Raw genomic sequence first — 17,246 nt, 5'->3', positions numbered from 1 at the left:
CTATGCAATATGATGTTATCGTTATCGGTTCGGGCCCAGGTGGCTATGTAGCCGCTATACGTTGTGCCCAACTTGGTTTTAAAACCGCAATTGTTGAAAAGTATTCTACCCTTGGCGGTACTTGTCTCAATGTAGGCTGTATCCCCTCAAAAGCTTTGCTTGATTCGTCTGAACATTACCATAATGCTGCTCATGCGTTTAAAACCCATGGCATTAACCTGGATAACCTGAGCGTTGATTTCGGGCAGATGGTTAAACGCAAGCAGGAAGTGGTTGATGCCAACACCAGCGGTATTAGCTACCTGATGAAAAAGAATAAGATCGACACCCATTTTGGTGTAGGATCATTTAAAGATAAAAATACCGTCATCGTTAAAAAAAGCGATGGAACCGAAACCGAGATCACCGGCAAAAACGTGATCATTGCTACCGGTTCAAAACCATCGGCTCTGCCTTTCCTGCCAATTGATAAAAAACGCATCATCACTTCAACCGAAGCTTTAAAGCTTACCGAAGTTCCTAAGCACCTGGTGCTGATAGGTGGCGGTGTTATTGGCTTGGAGCTGGGTTCTGTTTATGCCCGTTTAGGTTCAAAGGTATCTGTTATTGAATATATGGATGGCATTATTCCAACTATGGATAAAGGCCTGGGCAAGGAACTGCAAAAAGTATTGACTAAACTGGGTATGGAGTTTTACCTTGGCCATAAAGTTACCGGCGGCAGCGTTAAGGGTAAGGAAGTTACCATTACTTTTGATACTCCTAAAGGCGAACAGAAAGAGCTTAAAGGCGATTACTGCCTGGTAGCCGTTGGTCGCGTAGCTTATACCGATGGTTTGGGTTTAGATAAAATAGGTATCACCGTTGAAGAGCGCGGCCGTAAGATCACTGTTAACGATCACATGGAAACCAGTGTTAAAGGTGTTTATGCTATTGGCGATGTTATTAAAGGTGCCATGCTGGCGCACAAAGCCGAGGATGAAGGTACACTTGTTGCCGAGATCATTGCCGGACAAAAACCTCATATTGATTATAACCTGATACCGGGTGTTGTTTATACCTGGCCGGAAGTTGCTGCCGTAGGCCAAACCGAAGAGCAGTTGAAAGCAGCCGGTGTAAAATATAAAACAGGATCGTTCCCATTCAAAGCCAGTGGCCGTGCACGTGCCAGCGGCGATCTGGATGGTTTTGTTAAAGTACTGGCCGATGCTACTACAGACGAGATACTGGGCGTACACATGATTGGCCCGCGTGCTGCTGATATGATTGCAGAGGCTGTTGTGGCTATGGAGTTCCGTGCAAGTGCCGAGGATATTGGCCGCATAAGTCATGCTCACCCAACCTACACGGAAGCGTTCCGCGAGGCTTGTTTAGCAGCTACTGAGAACAGGGCTATACACATTTAAGCAGTTTGCAGTTTTAAGTGGCAGTTTGCTGAACTGCAATTTGCTTTATATTAAAAGGGCGGTTATTTTAAATAACCGCCCTTTCTTTTTCTATTCTGTTTTGATACTTTTTACAGGATTGGTCATGGCTGCCTTGCCGGCCTGAAAGCTCACCGTTATAACAGCAATGATGATGGCCATTAACCCCGATGTTGCAAAGCTCACCCAGCTTATTTGTATGCGATAGCTATAATCCTGCAGCCATTTGTTCATGAGCCACCAGCCAACAGGTGTGGCAATAATTAGGGCAACAATAACCAGCACTACAAATTCGCGGGTTAAAAGCCGCATTACACTGAATACGCTGGCGCCTAAAACCTTGCGGATACCAATTTCTTTTGAACGGTTCTCGGCCATGTAGGCGGCCAGACCGAACAAGCCCAGGCATGATATAAATATGGTTAAGGCCGCAAATGTGAAAGCTATTTTTCCGGTGCGTTGTTCGGTCTTAAATTTTTCGCCGTATTCCTCGTCAACAAACTTGTACATGAACGGGTATGCCGGGTTGTACTTTTTAAATATCCCTTCGGCAATCTTTAAGCTTTTTGATACAGACTGATGATCATTAGCCCTGAATGTGAGTGTACCGAAATAACCGGTTTTTGAACCGAAAATGATCATAGGGTTAACAGGCTGATAAGGGGAACCTATAACGAAATCTTTAATAACGCCTACAATTCTAAATAATTGATTGTCGTTTTTTATAGTTTGACCTACGGGGTTTTTAAAACCAAAAACTTTGACAGCAGCTTCATTAATAACTACAGCAGCTGAATCGGTAGGATAGCTTACCATGTTAATATCGCGCCCTCCGGCAAGTTTAAAACCGAAGGTTTTTACAAAATCGCTGGCCGTTCTGAAACAGCTGAATGATGTGGTAAGTTGATCAGGACTCATATTTCCCCAGTTAAAACCAGAGCTTGAGCTAGCATCAAGGGTAACGGGCATGCCTGTTTTGCTAACTGCCACTGCAGCGCCGGTATTTAATAGCTCGTTTTTTATCAGATCAAAATTTTGACCTATGGAGCCATTGATTGGATGTTCAATTAAATTGGCACGTACATAACCGGCATTGCGGTTTTGTACATATTGTATCTGGTTATATATAACAATTGTAGATATGGTTAGTACAATAGCTATGGTAAATTGAGTAACCACCAATAGCTTACGTGGAGATAAAACCTGAGTTCTTCCTTTAAACAAGCCCTTTAAAACTTTTACCGGACGAAATGATGATAAATAAAACGCCGGATAACTACCCGCCAAAAGGCCAGTGAATAAAACAAAACCGCAGCTACACATCCAAAAATAAATATTGCGATAATTGATGAAGAGGGTAGTTCCGGAAAGTTTATTAAAGGCAGGTAACAGTAATTGCGCCAGGCTTAGGGCCAATATACCGGATATGATAGCTATGAGTACCGACTCGGTTAAAAACTGTTTAATAATGGAAAAACGGCTTGCGCCAATAACTTTTCGCACGCCAACTTCACGGCCACGTTTTTCACTTTGGGCAGTGCTCAGGTTCATGAAATTGATGCAGGCTATCAGTAATATGAGCAGGGCTATTATGGCAAGGAATCTCACGGTTTCAATGACTCCTCCAACAGCTACACCATTGTCAAAACGCGAATACAGGTGCCATTTACTTGCCGGGTGCAAAAAAATATCAAAATGCAAATTAGGGTCATGTTTAACCATAATGCCTTTCATTTTGGCATTCATGCTTTCGGCATTAGTACCCGGCTTTAATTGGATATAGGTGTTGTAGCTGGCGTTTCTCCATTGGTCGGGCGCAAATAATCCTATATTGGGAGTCAGCGAAACCAAATAATCAAACTGAAACTGGGTGTTAGATGGAGGATCCGAAACTATACCTGAAACAGAGTAACTGTCCTTGTTATTAACCTTAACTATTTTATTCATCGGGTCTTCGTTGCCAAAGATCTTCTTAGCCAGCGTTTGTGTTAATACAATGCCTTTAATATCATCAAGCGCATGAGCGTTACTTCCATTAATCATGGGAAAGCTGAACATGGTTAAAAACTGTTTATCCACATCCAGTCCTTTGGCAACAATGCTTTTCTCCTTAAAATTGAACAGGCGCTCATTAGGCCAGTAAACCCTTGCAGTTGCTTTTACTTCAGGGAAATTTTGCTGTAGATAAGGAGCAATAGGTGATGAAGATACATCCCAGGTATAAATTTTACCATCAGCCTGTTTATCGCTCCGGTTCCATACTTTGTACAGGTTATCTTTGTTTTCGTGAAATTGATCAAAGCTGAACTCGTTTTGGATCCAGGTAAATATGAGTATCGCGCCACACATGCCCACAGCCAGTCCGGCAATGTTGATGATTGAAAAAGCTTTATTCTTCCACAAATTGCGCCAGGCAATTTTAAAATAGTTCTTTATCATACAAGTTAGGTAAATACAATGCAGGTAATGTATAAAGTTTATGCCATTTATTTAAAGTATTTATAATGAGTTTTTTATGTTGATTTGTTTTGAAAAATGTGTTCGTAAATGAACGGTAAACGTGCGGTGTTGTACACCTCATGTCAAACAAAACTCAAACTATGTTTAAATGATTAAGTTATATTTATCTGTTTAAAAATTAAATGCAGGCATTAATAAATATAGGAATAACCATAGCTACCATTACCATAATGGAGGGCCTTTCCTGGGCTATGCATAAATACCTGTTTCACGGACCGTTGTGGTTTATCCACAAAACACATCATCAAGAAAGGCATGGCTGGTTTGAGCTTAATGATCTGTTCAGTATAGGCTTTGCCGCATTAGCTTTATGGCTGATGTGGATAGGGCACACGAGTTTAAATTATTACTTCTGGTTAGGCACGGGCATCAGCATGTACGGTATCATCTACTTTATTTTTCACGATTGGTTTATACACAATCGATTTAAATCATTTAAAAGCAGTAACCGATACTTGCTGGGTATCCGCCGGGCGCATAAAATTCACCACAAATCAATGGAGAAGAACCCTTCTGAAGAGTTTGGATTGCTGGTGGCCAGCAGGAAATGGTTTAGAAGGTGAATTCGTCTGAACCGGGATTAAACAGATTTTGGGATTACCACGATTTTATAATCAGTTGTGATAATGTTTTGCAGAAAATGCATTTAAGAGATTATTAAATAAAAATTGTCATTGCGAGGAGGAATGACGAAGCAATCGCGAAGTGTGCAAATTCACTCTGTAAAGTCCGCGATTGCCACGCTACACTCGCAATGACATGGAGAATAAGTTTTACACCTTCACCACATGCTTTCCCTTTTTATAACCAATGGTTGAGAAATAGAAGATAAACAGGTAAATGGGGATAAGCATGGTATAAGCTTCCTGCGCGCTTAGTTTATCAACCAGCAGGCCATATAACGGCGGGAAAACGGCTGCCCCGGCAATACCCATAACCAGTAACGAAGAGCCTATTTTAGTAAACCTGCCCAGGCCTGATAACGCCAGCGGCCAAATGGCAGGCCACATCAGCGCGTTGGCTAAACCTAATAATGCTATACAGCCTATTGAAACATATTTAGGAGTAAGCACTGCTATAACAGTTAATATAACACCTAACACAGCCGAATAAACCAACGCTTTTTGCTGGCTAATATAGCGTGGAATTAAAAAGATACCTGCAAAATAACCGATCACCATGCAGATCAATGTGCCCGATGCAAAATATTTGGCAACCGAAAGCGGAATGTGGCTTGCCGTTCCATACCCGATAATAGAATCGCCGGCAATTACTTCTGCACCTACGTAAAAGAACAGGGCTAATACACCCAATATCAAATGCGGAAATTGGAAAATGCTGTTTTTGCCTGAGTTGGCCGCGGCAACTGCCTCGTCCTCATGCTCTGTGTCAATCTCTGGCAGGCCCGAAAAATAGATCAATACGGCTAATACAGACAATACCACCACTATAATAATATAAGGTAAAATCACTCTCGAGGCGAGTTCGTTTAGCTGTAAAATTTTATCGGCCGGGCTAAGCTTTACCAGATTGGCGCTAAAGCTATCAATGTTGCTCAGTACCAATGCTCCCAAAGCAATGGGTGCCACTACACCTGCACACTTATTGAAAATACCCATGATGCTCATGCGTTTTGCAGCACCTTCGGGCGGGCCTATAATGGTAATGTATGGGTTTGATGCCGATTGCAAAATTGCTAAGCCTGTACCCTGAACAAACAGGCCGATCAAAAAAACAGCGTAAACCCGGGTTAAAGCGGCCGGGATAAATATAAGGGCACCCAGTGCAATCACAATTAAGCCAACGGCCATGCCGTTTTTAAAGCCAAATAATTTAAGTACCCAGGCCGATGGTTTGGCCATTAACAGGTACGCGATATAAAAGGCGCTTGTTACCAGGTATGATTCAAAGTTGTTGAGCTGGCAGGCTATTTTTAAATAAGGGATAAGTACGGAATTTAACCAGGTTACAAAACCAAATATGAAAAACAGCGCGCCAATAATAACTATTGGGTTTATGGCCGATTTTTTAATTGTAGTGTTTTTAATTTCGGTAACAGAATCCATATTATTCAATTAAATTATTAAGAAGTTATTGAAGTTTCTAAAATAATTAAAAAAGTTGGTAGATTATATTATTAAAATGAAAAATAGCAGAAATAAACGTTTAGTAACCGTTGTTTTTCTTGTGTATGGCTAAATTTAACAGTTTTTATGGTAAAGCAAATACCTGAAATCGACTAATGGGGGTTTAGTAAATGCTCAATCCGAATTTAATTCCGAAATTCGGGCGCTTACATTATCGCCTTAATGAAAATACTCATTGTTAATAACACCCAAATACCTGCTGCAAAATACGGTGGTACCGAAAGGGTAATCTGGTGGTTGGGGAATGAACTTAACCGGCTTGGGCACGAGATAACCTACCTGGTGGCTGCCGGTTCAAGCTGTCCGTTTGCAAAAGTTTTGGTGTATGATCCTTTGGTTGATATGAACCAACAGGTACCGGATGATATTGATGTGGTACATTTTCATTTCCAGGTGAGCAACTTTACAAAAAAGCCGTATATAGTTAATGTACACAACAACCCTGGTTTTGGTCATCAGTTAGATAAAAATTCGGTATTTGTATCAGCTGACCATGCCGCACGCCATGGTTCAAAAGTTTTTGTACATCATGGCCTCGATCCGGATGATTACCCCCGGCCCAATTCGCAAAGCAAGCGTACACATGCTCATTTTTTGGCTAAAGCCGCCTGGCGTGTGAAAAATGTTCAGGGTGCTATTGATGTAGCCACCCAAAGCGGTAATAAGCTGATTGTACTGGGTGGCAGCCGCCTGAACTTAAAAATGGGCTTGCGTTTTACACCCAACCTGAATGTTAAGTTTAAAGGTATGGTTGATAATGAACAGAAATCAGCTGTGCTCAACACTTCCAAAGCTTTGCTTTTCCCGGTTTTATGGCATGAGCCTTTTGGTTTGGCCATTATCGAGAGCCTGTATTTCGGTTGCCCGGTATTGGGCACACCTTATGGTTCGTTGCCAGAGTTGGTAAATCAGGAGGTTGGCTTACTTAGCAATAGTCGGCAGGAACTTGTGGAAGGACTTAAAAATATCGGTGCTTTTAATAACAGGCTTTGCCATGACTATGCCGTTGAAAATTTTACGGTAAAACTAATGGCGCAGAAATATCTTGAATTGTATCAGCAAGTGATCAATGGCGAAACTTTAAATGATAATGCTCCAGCTTTAGTGGAGGCATCGCCCAAGTATTTGGCTTGGAATAAATAAATATGAAGGAATCCAGGAGCGAAGGATCTATCGGCAAGTAGATTCTTCACTACGTTCTGAATGACAAGTTTACATATAATTGCGTCGTATCTTGAAATGACGCAGCAAATCGTGATAATCTTATAATCTGCTTAATCGTGGTTCAGACAACCGCCCCATTTTATAAAGCGTTTAATAATGCTTTATTTTGCAGTATAAATATCCATGGTAAGTAGTTCAGCATCTTCCTTGTCGGCGGCATATAAAAGGCCATATATTGTAGTGCTGGTTTTGGCCATTGTGGTAAACCTGGCCGGTATTGGCATTAAATATTTTACAGATGATCCCAGCCTGTACAGCATACTGGCCCGAAACATGGCGCAGAGCAACAACTTTACCGATATTATTTATCACGGTAAAGATTGGCTCGATAAACCGCATTTTCCGTTCTGGATGGCTGCGCTCAGTTTTAAGGCATTCGGCATTAGCACGGTAGCCTATAAACTGCCAGCTTTGTTGTTTTTCCTGATGGCTGTAGTTTACACGTACAAACTGGCGCGCAGGTTTTATGATCTGGAAACCGCACTTATTGCTATTTTAATATTGTTAACCGCACAGCATTCGGTAATGTCAAATACCGATGTGCGGGCCGAACCTTATATTATGGGCCTGCTCATGGGGGCTGTTTATCACTTTTATAAGGTTAAGGAACGCTTTAGTTTTGCCGATATATTGCTGGCTTCCTTATTTACAGGCTGCGCGGTAATGACTAAGGGTATCTACCTCCTGATCCCGATAGGTGCCGCCATTATGGGCGATTACCTGTTTAAAAAAGATATCAAAAGCCTGTTTCACTGGAAATGGCTGCTGGCCTGCATATTGGTAGCCGTGTTCACACTGCCCGAAATTTATACCTTATATATACAGTTTGATCTGCACCCAGAAAAAGTGGTGTTTGGCAAAACAGGAATTTCGGGTATTCACTGGTTTTTGTGGGATAGCCAGTTTGGTCGTTTCAATAACAATAGCTTTATCCGCAATACGCATGGCAGTGTATTTTTTTTCTTGCATACGTTATTGTGGGCCTTTGCTCCCTGGATGCTTTTATTTTATTATGCCCTGTTTGGTCGCATCCGCGATATGGTGAGAGGTATTAAACTGCCCGAATATATCACTATCAGTGGTTCGGTAGTGATGTTGTTGATTTTTTCCATTTCTAAATTTCAGCTACCATTTTATACCAATATCCTGTTTCCGTTTTTTGGGATTATAACAGCAACTTGGGTGCGGAGTATCATCCACAATAAAAACCTGTTTTTTACCATTGCACAATACAGTGTGAGTATTTTACTTATTGTGGCCATAGTTGCGCTCAGCTTTATTTTTGCGCCCGAGCGTTGGGTAGTGTTTTTACCGCTTTGCATCTTACTGGTCGGAATTACTTTATACGTTTATAAAAACGCGGGCTCCAGACAACAGGCTTTGTTTTTATTTACCTGCTGCGTGGGCCTTTGGGCCAATACTTATCTCATGAGCGTTGTATATCCAACCTTGCTTGTTTTTAAAGGCGATGTGCACGCGGGTGAGTATATCAATCAGTATCACCCTAACAACGAAGTGATAGCCGCATTCAACGTACCCAACGCGTTTGAATTTTACACACACCAGCCAGTCACCTTTATGGATTTGGCCGAGGCTGCTAAACATCCCAACGCACTGGTATTAATTAATGATGATCAAAAGGCCAATCTGCAAAAAAGCAATACTCCTTTTACATTAGTAAAAGCCTTTGATAATTATCCGAATGAGAATATGACCCTGCCGTTTATCATCAAAGCTAAAAGGTTAACCACGCTAAATCATTTCTTTTTAGTGAGGTTGAACAGCACTGCAAAATAAAATCCCGAAATTCGCCCCTTAATAAATCCGAAATCGAAAACCCCACATCCGAAATCAAAAACATGCTGCAAATACAGGAAAACGTATCCCTTAAAAATTTTAACACTTTTGGTATTGATGCCGCCGCCCGTTATTTTGTAGAGATTGCGCATGAGGGCGAACTGGTTGAACTTTTTGCCGACCCACAGTGGCAGCAAACCGAACGCCTGGTAATAGGCGGGGGGAGCAACCTGCTGCTGGTTAATGATTTTAATGGGCTGGTTATCCGGATTAATATTCGTGGCATTGAACATAGAATTAGCCATAACGATGTTTTTGTTGATGCAGGCGGCGGCGAGGTATGGAACGATCTGGTAAATTATTGTGTAGCGCATGAGTATGCAGGCATCGAAAACCTGAGCCTCATCCCGGGATCGGTAGGAGCATCGCCAATTCAGAACATCGGTGCATATGGTGTGGAGCTGAAAGATGTATTTGTAAGCTGCAAGGCTTTTGAAATTGCTACATCCACATTTAAAACGTTTAGTAAGGACGATTGCAAATTCGGCTACCGCGAAAGTGTATTCAAAAATGAACTCAAGGGTCTGTATATCATTACATCGGTAAAATTTCAGCTATCGCTGATCCCCAATATCAATACCCAGTATGGAGCAATAGGGCAGGAGCTGGCCAACCGGGGCATTACTTCACCTACTATAAAAGATGTTTCGCAGGTGGTGTCGCATATCCGCGTTTCTAAACTACCTGATCCATCAACCATTGGTAACGCAGGCAGTTTTTTCAAAAATCCACTGATCAGTACAGATGAATTTAAAAGAGTACATGATCTGTTTCCGGATGTTGTTAATTATCCCGGGGGCGATGGATTGATAAAATTAGCTGCCGGTTGGCTCATAGAACAGTGCGGCTGGAAGGGCAAAGTGGTCGGAAATACAGGTACATGGAAAAATCAGGCCCTTGTTTTAGTGAACCATGGCGGAGCCACCGGAGCCGAAGTGTATGCTTTTTCGTCGCAAATCATAGACAGTGTGTACACTAAATTTGGCGTTATGCTACAACGCGAAGTAAATATTATTAATTAAATAATTTATTTTGAATTAAACCTTTTCCTCGTTTTTTGCTCTAAATCAATAACATTCCTGTTACATGAGGGATTGAGGAATATCTCTCCATATTGCTATTTTAAGTTCGTAACTGTTTGTTTTTTAGTTTATTAAGTGTGTTTGTTGTGTAGTATTTACACAACGCTGTTTTTTGTTGAAACTAAAGTTTGCGCATTGTTTAATGCCTTTGGCTAATTGGTAAGTGGCACTATGCTTGTCTAATACCTGATACAAAACTTTAACAAAATGACAAAGATTGAGTTTAACACCCTAGTACTACGTCAGGCAAGTTCTTTAAGGTCTTACGCCCTTCATTTTACACATGACGCAGATGATGCTAACGACCTTGTCCAGGATACAATGTTGAAGGCCATAACTTATTACAATAAGTTTAAAGAGGGAACAAATTTAAAAGGATGGTTATATACCATCATGAAAAATACATTCATCAACAACTATCGCCGTTTTGTTAAAATGAGCACTTTTGTTACCAAGTCTGATGAAATATCATCACCAAACCTGGTATTCAGTTCAACAAAAAATCAAGGTGAAGCAAAGTTTGTGATGGATGATATAAAAAGAGCACTTGACAGGTTACCTGAAGATTACTACGTACCATTTACCATGTATTTTGAAGGCCATAAATATCATGAAATAGCCGATCATCTGGATATCCCGATCGGTACTGTAAAAACCCGTATACACGTAGCCCGCAAGTTATTAAAGAAAAACTTAAAGGCTTATGACAACGGCATAGCCAAACCAGTATACGCTGAGAATTAATATTGATTAAACTCAAATATATATTGAAAAACCCGCCTGATGGCGGGTTTTTCTTTTTACTGGCATCCCGGTTAAATATTGATGATTAAACGCCATTAAACAATCAATTAACTACCAAACTAATAGGGATTTTCTTAATTTCGCATCCTCACACGCGTAAATAATAAAATGGACTATCAATTTAAAGATATAGAGCAAAAGTGGCAGCAGTTTTGGGCCCAACACGGAACCTTTAAAGCTGAAGATAAAAGTGCCAAACCCAAGTATTATGTGCTGGATATGTTTCCTTACCCTTCGGGTGCGGGGCTGCATGTGGGCCATCCGCTGGGTTATATTGCCTCTGATATTTTTGCCCGTTATAAACGTTTAAAAGGCTTTAATGTGCTGCACCCAATGGGTTACGATAGCTTTGGCTTACCGGCCGAGCAGTATGCCATTCAAACGGGGCAGCATCCGGCTATCACTACCGAAGCTAATATTGCAACCTATCGCCGCCAGCTTGACCAGATCGGGTTTTCGTTTGACTGGAGTCGCGAGGTACGTACCAGCTCGCCCGATTATTATAAGTGGACACAGTGGATATTTATGCAGCTGTTTAATTCATGGTATAATAAGGATGCCGATAAGGCCGAATCCATAACCAAACTGGTTGAGCATTTTGAACAAAACGGGTCGGCAGGGATCAATGCCGTATGTGATGAAGAAGTATTAAGTTTTACTGCTGATGAATGGAAGGCTATGCCTAACTCTGCCCAGCAAAGTGAATTATTAAAATATCGTTTGACCTACCTGCGCGAAAGCACTGTAAACTGGTGCCCCGCTTTAGGAACCGTATTGGCTAATGATGAAGTAAAAGACGGCTTCAGCGAACGTGGTGGCTACCCTGTTGAACAAAAGAAAATGATGCAGTGGAGCATGCGCATTACCGCCTACGCCGAAAGGTTGTTACAAGGTTTAGATACCATTGACTGGCCCGAACCGCTGAAAGAAATGCAGCGAAACTGGATAGGCAAAAGCACAGGTGCAAGTGTGAAATTCCCGATCGAGAAAACCACTCACCACTCATCACTCACTACTCACAACTATATTGAAGTTTTCACTACCCGGATTGATACCATTTTTGGGGTTACCTTTTTGGTGATAGCTCCTGAACATGAGTTGGTGGCTTCGTTAACTACGCCTGAGCAAAAGGCTGATATTGATGCCTACATTACTGCTACCAAAAAGAAATCGGAATTGGACAGGATGGCTGATGCCAAAACTGTATCAGGTGCGTTTACCGGTAGTTATGTATTGAACCCGCTGAACGGCGAAAAAATACAGATCTGGATTGCTGATTACGTACTGGCCGGTTATGGCACAGGCGCGGTAATGGCCGTACCATCGGGCGATCAGCGGGATTATTTGTTTGCCAAGCATTTTAATTTGCCGATAGTTCCTATTATCGATATACAAAATATCGAAACCGAGGCCGATCCTACCAAAGAAGGGACATACATCAATTCCGACTTTATGAACGGCCTGGATTATAAAGCCGGAACCGCCGCTGTGATTGCTAAGCTGGAAAGCATTGGCGCAGGCAAGGCCAAGGTGAACTTCCGTATGCGCGATGCCATATTTGGCCGTCAGCGTTACTGGGGCGAGCCTGTACCTGTTTATTTTAAAGATGGTTTGCCGCATTTAATTGAAGAAAGCCATTTACCATTGTTGCTTCCTGAGGTTGATAAATATCTGCCAACCGAAAGCGGTGAACCACCATTGGGGCGCGCCGAGGGGTGGAAACATCCCGAAGGTGAGTATGAACTAAGCACCATGCCGGGCTGGGCTGGCAGCAGCTGGTACTGGTACCGCTACATGGATGCCCATAACGACAAGGAATTTGCATCAAGAGAAGCTATTGAATACTGGAAAGATGTTGACCTGTACATCGGCGGGAGTGAACATGCTACCGGTCACTTGTTGTACAGCCGTTTCTGGAATAAATTTTTAAAGGATATTGACCAGGTAGTTGAGGAAGAGCCGTTTAAAAAGCTCATTAACCAGGGTATGATACAGGGCCGCAGTAACTTTGTTTACCGCCTTATTGATGAGGAAGGTCGCGGTACCAATACATTTGTATCACATGGACTGATCAAAGAATATAAAACATCACCATTGCACGTAGATGTTAATATTGTGGAGAACGAGGTGCTGAATATCGAAAAGTTCAAAAAATTCCGTCCGGAGTTTGAGACAGCCGAGTTTATACTGGAAAGTGGTAAATACATCTGTGGTGTTGAGGTTGAAAAAATGTCGAAATCCAAGTTCAATGTTGTGAACCCGGATGACATTATTAACCGTTACGGTGCGGATACCCTGCGTATGTATGAGATGTTCCTGGGCCCGCTGGAGCAAAGCAAACCATGGAATACCAATGGTATTGAAGGTGTTTTTAAATTCCTGCGTAAATTCTGGCGTTTGTTCCATAACGATGCCTGGGAGTTTGGTGTGAGCAATGCAGAACCATCAAAAGCCGAATTGAAGGCGTTACACAAGATTATCCGTAAGGTTGAGGAAGATATTGAGCGTTTCTCGTTCAATACCTCTGTTTCAAGCTTCATGATAGCCGTTAACGAACTTACCGACCTGAAGTGCAACAACCGTACTGTTTTACAGGATCTGGTGATCGTACTATCATCATATGCCCCGCACATTTGCGAAGAACTTTGGACATTGCTGGGTAATCCGGCTGGCTCGTTGTCATATGCGCCGTTCCCTAAATTTAACAGCGCGTACCTGGTTGAGGATGAGTTTGCTTACCCGATATCTATCAACGGTAAAACAAAAATGAACCTTAATATTTCCTTAAGCCTTGATATTAAGGATATAGAAGCCTTTGTATTAGCCAACGCCGACGTACAACGTTATCTTGATGGCAAGACCCCTAAAAAGGTAATTGTTGTTAAAGGCCGCATTGTGAATATGGTGGTTTAAATAAAATCTGTCATTGCGAGCGCAGCGTGGCAATCGCATACTATACAGAAACAACTTCCAAGTTTGGCTATTGCTTCATCATTAATCCCAATGACATGCAGGGCTATAACAAATAATATCTGCAAGACTTACGAAGTTTTCAAAACTTCGTAAGTCTTCTCTTGATTTCTTATCAGAAGAACCCTCATCATGAACTAAATTTCTGATAAATAATGTTTCATGAATTTTTTCGGGGTTTACAATATGATAACACCAACATAGTGTAACATATACATGACAATTTCTAATTTATCAAAGAAATAAAGTTTTAGGGTGTAACATTTAAAGTATTTTCGCCTCCAATTACGAAAATAATTAGCATGAAACACTTTTACATATTTATAGCACTAATTTGTCTCACTTTTACGGCCAAGGCCCAGTTTGGGGTTGGCGGGAGCGGGCCAAGTGTAACGGGCCGTATATCGGGTACGGTAGTCGACTCAATCTCTAAAAAACCAATGGATTACACCACCGTTGGCTTGTACCGCAGCGGCGGTAAATCGCCCATTACCGGTGTTGTAACCGACGAAAAAGGTAACTTTAAACTGGATAATATAAAGCCGGGCACCTACAAACTGGTGATTTCCTTTATCGGCTATCCTTCAAAAACTGTTGAACCGGTAACCACCACAGCATCAAAACCCGATAATAAATTAGGCAATATATTGCTTGCTCCGGGCGCTCATGCGCTGGCCCAGGTAAATGTGGTTGGCCAGGCTCCACTTATTGAAAACAAGATAGATAAGATAGTTTATAACGCCGAAAAAGACCTTACCGCCGCCGGTGGTAACGCTACCGATGTATTACAGAAAGTACCATTGGTGGCTGTGGATATTAACGGTAACGTATCAGTACGCGGCGATCAAAACGTGCGCGTGCTGATCAACGGTAAACCATCCGGTGCCACATCAGCCAGTTTATCTGACGTATTGAAAACCATCCCCGCCGATCAGATCAAGAGCATCGAGGTGGTAACTTCTCCATCGGCTAAGTATGATGCAGAAGGCTCAGGTGGTATCATCAACATTATCACCAAGCAAAAAAATGTATCGGGCATAAGTGGTTCGGTGAGTGGTGGTGTGGGTACCCGTCAAAACAACGGTAACATAAACCTCAACTATAATAAAAACCGATTTAGTTTAGGCATTAATGCAGGTGGTAACTTAACCTGGCCACAAACCTCCTTAACTACCTTTGATCAGGTATTGAAAGATGCCGATGGCAACCCAACCATACATAACTTTAACAACTCCAGCAGCCGTATAAAAAGACATGGCGCCATAGGTTCGGTAACTGCTGGTTATGAGTTTAATGCATTTAACAGTATTAACAGTACCTTCAGACTTAATGATGGTGGCTTTAATATTGATGGTAGTGGTGTTAATAACATTGATAACTTTGTTTCACCCATTCAGTATTTAAGCAAAACGGTTTCACATAATCACTTTGGTGGTTTTGACTGGAACGTTGATTACACCCACAAATTCAAAAAAGAAGGTGAAGAGTTAACCGTATCTGGCCAATGGAGCCATAGCGATATTAAAACCGACTATGCCAACTTATTCACTGCTCAAAACCCAAGTCAGCAAGGCAACAACAATGGTAAAAACAATGAGTATACTTTCCAGGCCGATTATACTTTGCCAATAAGCAAAGTATTAAAGTTAGAAGCGGGTGGCAAAACCATTCAGCGCCGTATAAACAGTAATTATGATATATTTAATACAGATGATAATGGCAATAGCCCCGTGCGCGATTCACTGAACTCTAACCTGTATGATTATACTCAGAACGTTTACGCCGGTTACGCTGTATTAACCTTTACATTACCTAAAAGCTACTCTATACTTGCAGGAAGCCGTGTGGAAAACACCCGTATAACAGGCGATCCGCAGAACCCATTCCAGGATGCCAACAGCGACCTGTTTCAGAATTTACAACCGTTTACCTCCAACTATACTACGTTTATACCCAGCTTAACTATCCAAAAGCAAATGGGTAACCAAACTGTTAAGTTATCATACAGTAAACGTATACAAAGGCCAAGCCTGCAGTTCCTGAATCCGTTCATTAACCGTAGCAATATCCAAAACCAGAGTGTAGGTAACCCTAACCTGGCTCCCGAAGTTTCGCAAACTATTGAGTTAGGTTATAACACCTTTATCAAATCGTCGGTATTAAACTTTTCAGTTTATTACAAACGCACCAATAACTTGATAGAGGGGATTGCCGAGAACCTTCCTGCTACTGAGATCATAGCCGGCGATACCGTAAACGGTACCCGTACCACTTACCGCAACGTAGGGCGTAATAATTCATTTGGGGCCAGCTTCTTTGGGTCTATTAGCCCGGTGAAGGCGTTAACTATAAGGGCGAGTATCAATGGCTTTACTTATAGCCCAACTATTTTTGATCAGTTTTCAAGCCTTTCATCAAAAACAGGTACTTATTTTCAGTATTCCGCATTCGGAAGCGCCTCATACCAGTTTAAAGGAAACTTCCTGATGGAGTTATTTGGATTTACCAATTCATCGCGCCGTACCATTCAGGGTACCAATCCTGCTTTTGGTATTTATGCCTTTGGTTTGAAGAAACAGTTCATGGATAAAAAGCTGGCTATCGGTTTCAACACCGTACAGCCATTTGCCCGCGATAAACACTTTGACCAGAGCATCAGCAGTCCGTCATTCACACAAACCAGTTCTACCGCGTTTCCGTTCCGTTCATTTGGCTTAACCTTTAGCTACAGCTTCGGTAAAACTACTTTCAGTAATCCAAACCAGAAGAAAAAAGGTGTTGACAATGATGATCAGAAACAAGGCGACCAGGGCGGGCAAGGTGCCCCAACCGGTGGCGGCCGATAATATATTTCAAGCCTATGAAAAACAGCAAAGCCCGGGAATTTTCCGGGCTTTGCTGTTTTATAATGTATATTATTTTATCACATCTTTTATGAACGATTGTCATTTCGATGAGCAGCGCAGCAATAGGCCCCCCTCTAAATCTCCCCCCAAAGGGGAGACTTTAATGTATTTTTTAAAGCCCTCTCCTTTGGAGAGTAATAGCCCACAAAAAGGCAGTTGCATTATCGACTCACCCCGACATCGCTACGCTTGTCGACCCTCTCTACGGCTTCGCCGCAAAGAAGGTTGGGAAATTTTCTTTTACCCTTTATCCATTTTGCCATTCCCTCTTTCCGCCGCAGGCGAAGAGGGTCGACAAGCGTAGCGTAGACC

The 17,246-nt window shown here is 42.0% G+C and carries 10 protein-coding genes; 8 read left to right on the top strand and 2 right to left on the bottom strand.

Translation table 11 applies throughout. From position 1 onward, the window contains the following. The first annotated feature begins 2 nt into the window (after positions 1 to 2). Entirely contained in the window at positions 3 to 1,406 is a 1,404-nt protein-coding gene (gene lpdA, locus QWZ01_RS16965; protein WP_290325779.1) for a dihydrolipoyl dehydrogenase, read from the top strand. Positions 1,407 to 1,496: 90 nt separating this feature from the next. Here the strand turns inward: lpdA and QWZ01_RS16960 are convergent, their stop codons facing one another. Continuing rightward, positions 1,497 to 3,863, bottom strand: coding sequence for an ABC transporter permease (locus tag QWZ01_RS16960; protein ID WP_290325269.1), 2,367 nt, complete (start codon positions 3,861 to 3,863; stop codon positions 1,497 to 1,499). 203 nt (positions 3,864 to 4,066) lie between these two features. Between QWZ01_RS16960 and QWZ01_RS16955 the strand changes: the two genes are divergently transcribed. After that, positions 4,067 to 4,507, top strand: coding sequence for a sterol desaturase family protein (locus QWZ01_RS16955; protein ID WP_290325267.1), 441 nt, complete (start codon positions 4,067 to 4,069; stop codon positions 4,505 to 4,507). A 210-nt stretch (positions 4,508 to 4,717) separates the two neighbouring features. Here QWZ01_RS16955 and QWZ01_RS16950 read toward each other — a convergent pair whose 3' ends face one another. Beyond that, positions 4,718 to 6,010, bottom strand: a complete 1,293-nt coding sequence (locus QWZ01_RS16950) for a sugar MFS transporter (protein ID WP_290325266.1) — start codon at positions 6,008 to 6,010, stop codon at positions 4,718 to 4,720. A 243-nt stretch (positions 6,011 to 6,253) separates the two neighbouring features. On the opposite strand from QWZ01_RS16950, the gene QWZ01_RS16945 reads away from it, so the two are divergent. The 6 genes from QWZ01_RS16945 (at position 6,254) to QWZ01_RS16920 (ending at position 16,874) form a co-directional block, all read left to right on the top strand. Further along, on the top strand, positions 6,254 to 7,234 hold the full coding sequence (locus QWZ01_RS16945; protein ID WP_290325265.1) for a glycosyltransferase: 981 nt from the start codon (positions 6,254 to 6,256) through the stop codon (positions 7,232 to 7,234). Between the two features lie 204 nt (positions 7,235 to 7,438). Continuing rightward, on the top strand, positions 7,439 to 9,112 hold the full coding sequence (locus QWZ01_RS16940) for an ArnT family glycosyltransferase (RefSeq protein ID WP_290325264.1): 1,674 nt from the start codon (positions 7,439 to 7,441) through the stop codon (positions 9,110 to 9,112). Positions 9,113 to 9,174: 62 nt separating this feature from the next. Further along, positions 9,175 to 10,194 (top strand): UDP-N-acetylmuramate dehydrogenase, encoded by a 1,020-nt coding sequence (gene murB / locus QWZ01_RS16935; RefSeq protein ID WP_290325262.1) that lies wholly within the window; start codon positions 9,175 to 9,177, stop codon positions 10,192 to 10,194. A 267-nt stretch (positions 10,195 to 10,461) separates the two neighbouring features. After that, entirely contained in the window at positions 10,462 to 10,998 is a 537-nt protein-coding gene (locus QWZ01_RS16930) for an RNA polymerase sigma factor (RefSeq protein WP_290325261.1), read from the top strand. Positions 10,999 to 11,166: 168 nt separating this feature from the next. Next, positions 11,167 to 13,971, top strand: coding sequence for a leucine--tRNA ligase (gene leuS, locus QWZ01_RS16925; protein ID WP_290325259.1), 2,805 nt, complete (start codon positions 11,167 to 11,169; stop codon positions 13,969 to 13,971). Positions 13,972 to 14,330: 359 nt separating this feature from the next. Next, a complete protein-coding gene (locus QWZ01_RS16920) occupies positions 14,331 to 16,874 on the top strand; it encodes a TonB-dependent receptor (RefSeq protein ID WP_290325258.1) in 2,544 nt (847 codons plus the stop codon). The last annotated feature ends 372 nt before the right edge of the window (positions 16,875 to 17,246 follow it).

The organism is Mucilaginibacter aquaedulcis, assembly GCF_030409325.1.
GTDB lineage: Bacteria > Bacteroidota > Bacteroidia > Sphingobacteriales > Sphingobacteriaceae > Mucilaginibacter > Mucilaginibacter aquaedulcis.
This window is presented reverse-complemented; position numbering and strand designations above follow the sequence as displayed.

What these genes read in the sequence shown, in the direction of transcription:
- lpdA (WP_290325779.1), top strand. Translation starts at nt 3, where the DNA reads ATGCAATATGATGTTATCGTTATCGGTTCGGGCCCAGGTGGCTATGTA.
- QWZ01_RS16960 (WP_290325269.1), bottom strand. Translation starts at nt 3,863, where the DNA reads ATGATAAAGAACTATTTTAAAATTGCCTGGCGCAATTTGTGGAAGAAT.
- QWZ01_RS16955 (WP_290325267.1), top strand. Translation starts at nt 4,067, where the DNA reads ATGCAGGCATTAATAAATATAGGAATAACCATAGCTACCATTACCATA.
- QWZ01_RS16950 (WP_290325266.1), bottom strand. Translation starts at nt 6,010, where the DNA reads ATGGATTCTGTTACCGAAATTAAAAACACTACAATTAAAAAATCGGCC.
- QWZ01_RS16945 (WP_290325265.1), top strand. Translation starts at nt 6,254, where the DNA reads ATGAAAATACTCATTGTTAATAACACCCAAATACCTGCTGCAAAATAC.
- QWZ01_RS16940 (WP_290325264.1), top strand. Translation starts at nt 7,439, where the DNA reads ATGGTAAGTAGTTCAGCATCTTCCTTGTCGGCGGCATATAAAAGGCCA.
- murB (WP_290325262.1), top strand. Translation starts at nt 9,175, where the DNA reads ATGCTGCAAATACAGGAAAACGTATCCCTTAAAAATTTTAACACTTTT.
- QWZ01_RS16930 (WP_290325261.1), top strand. Translation starts at nt 10,462, where the DNA reads ATGACAAAGATTGAGTTTAACACCCTAGTACTACGTCAGGCAAGTTCT.
- leuS (WP_290325259.1), top strand. Translation starts at nt 11,167, where the DNA reads ATGGACTATCAATTTAAAGATATAGAGCAAAAGTGGCAGCAGTTTTGG.
- QWZ01_RS16920 (WP_290325258.1), top strand. Translation starts at nt 14,331, where the DNA reads ATGAAACACTTTTACATATTTATAGCACTAATTTGTCTCACTTTTACG.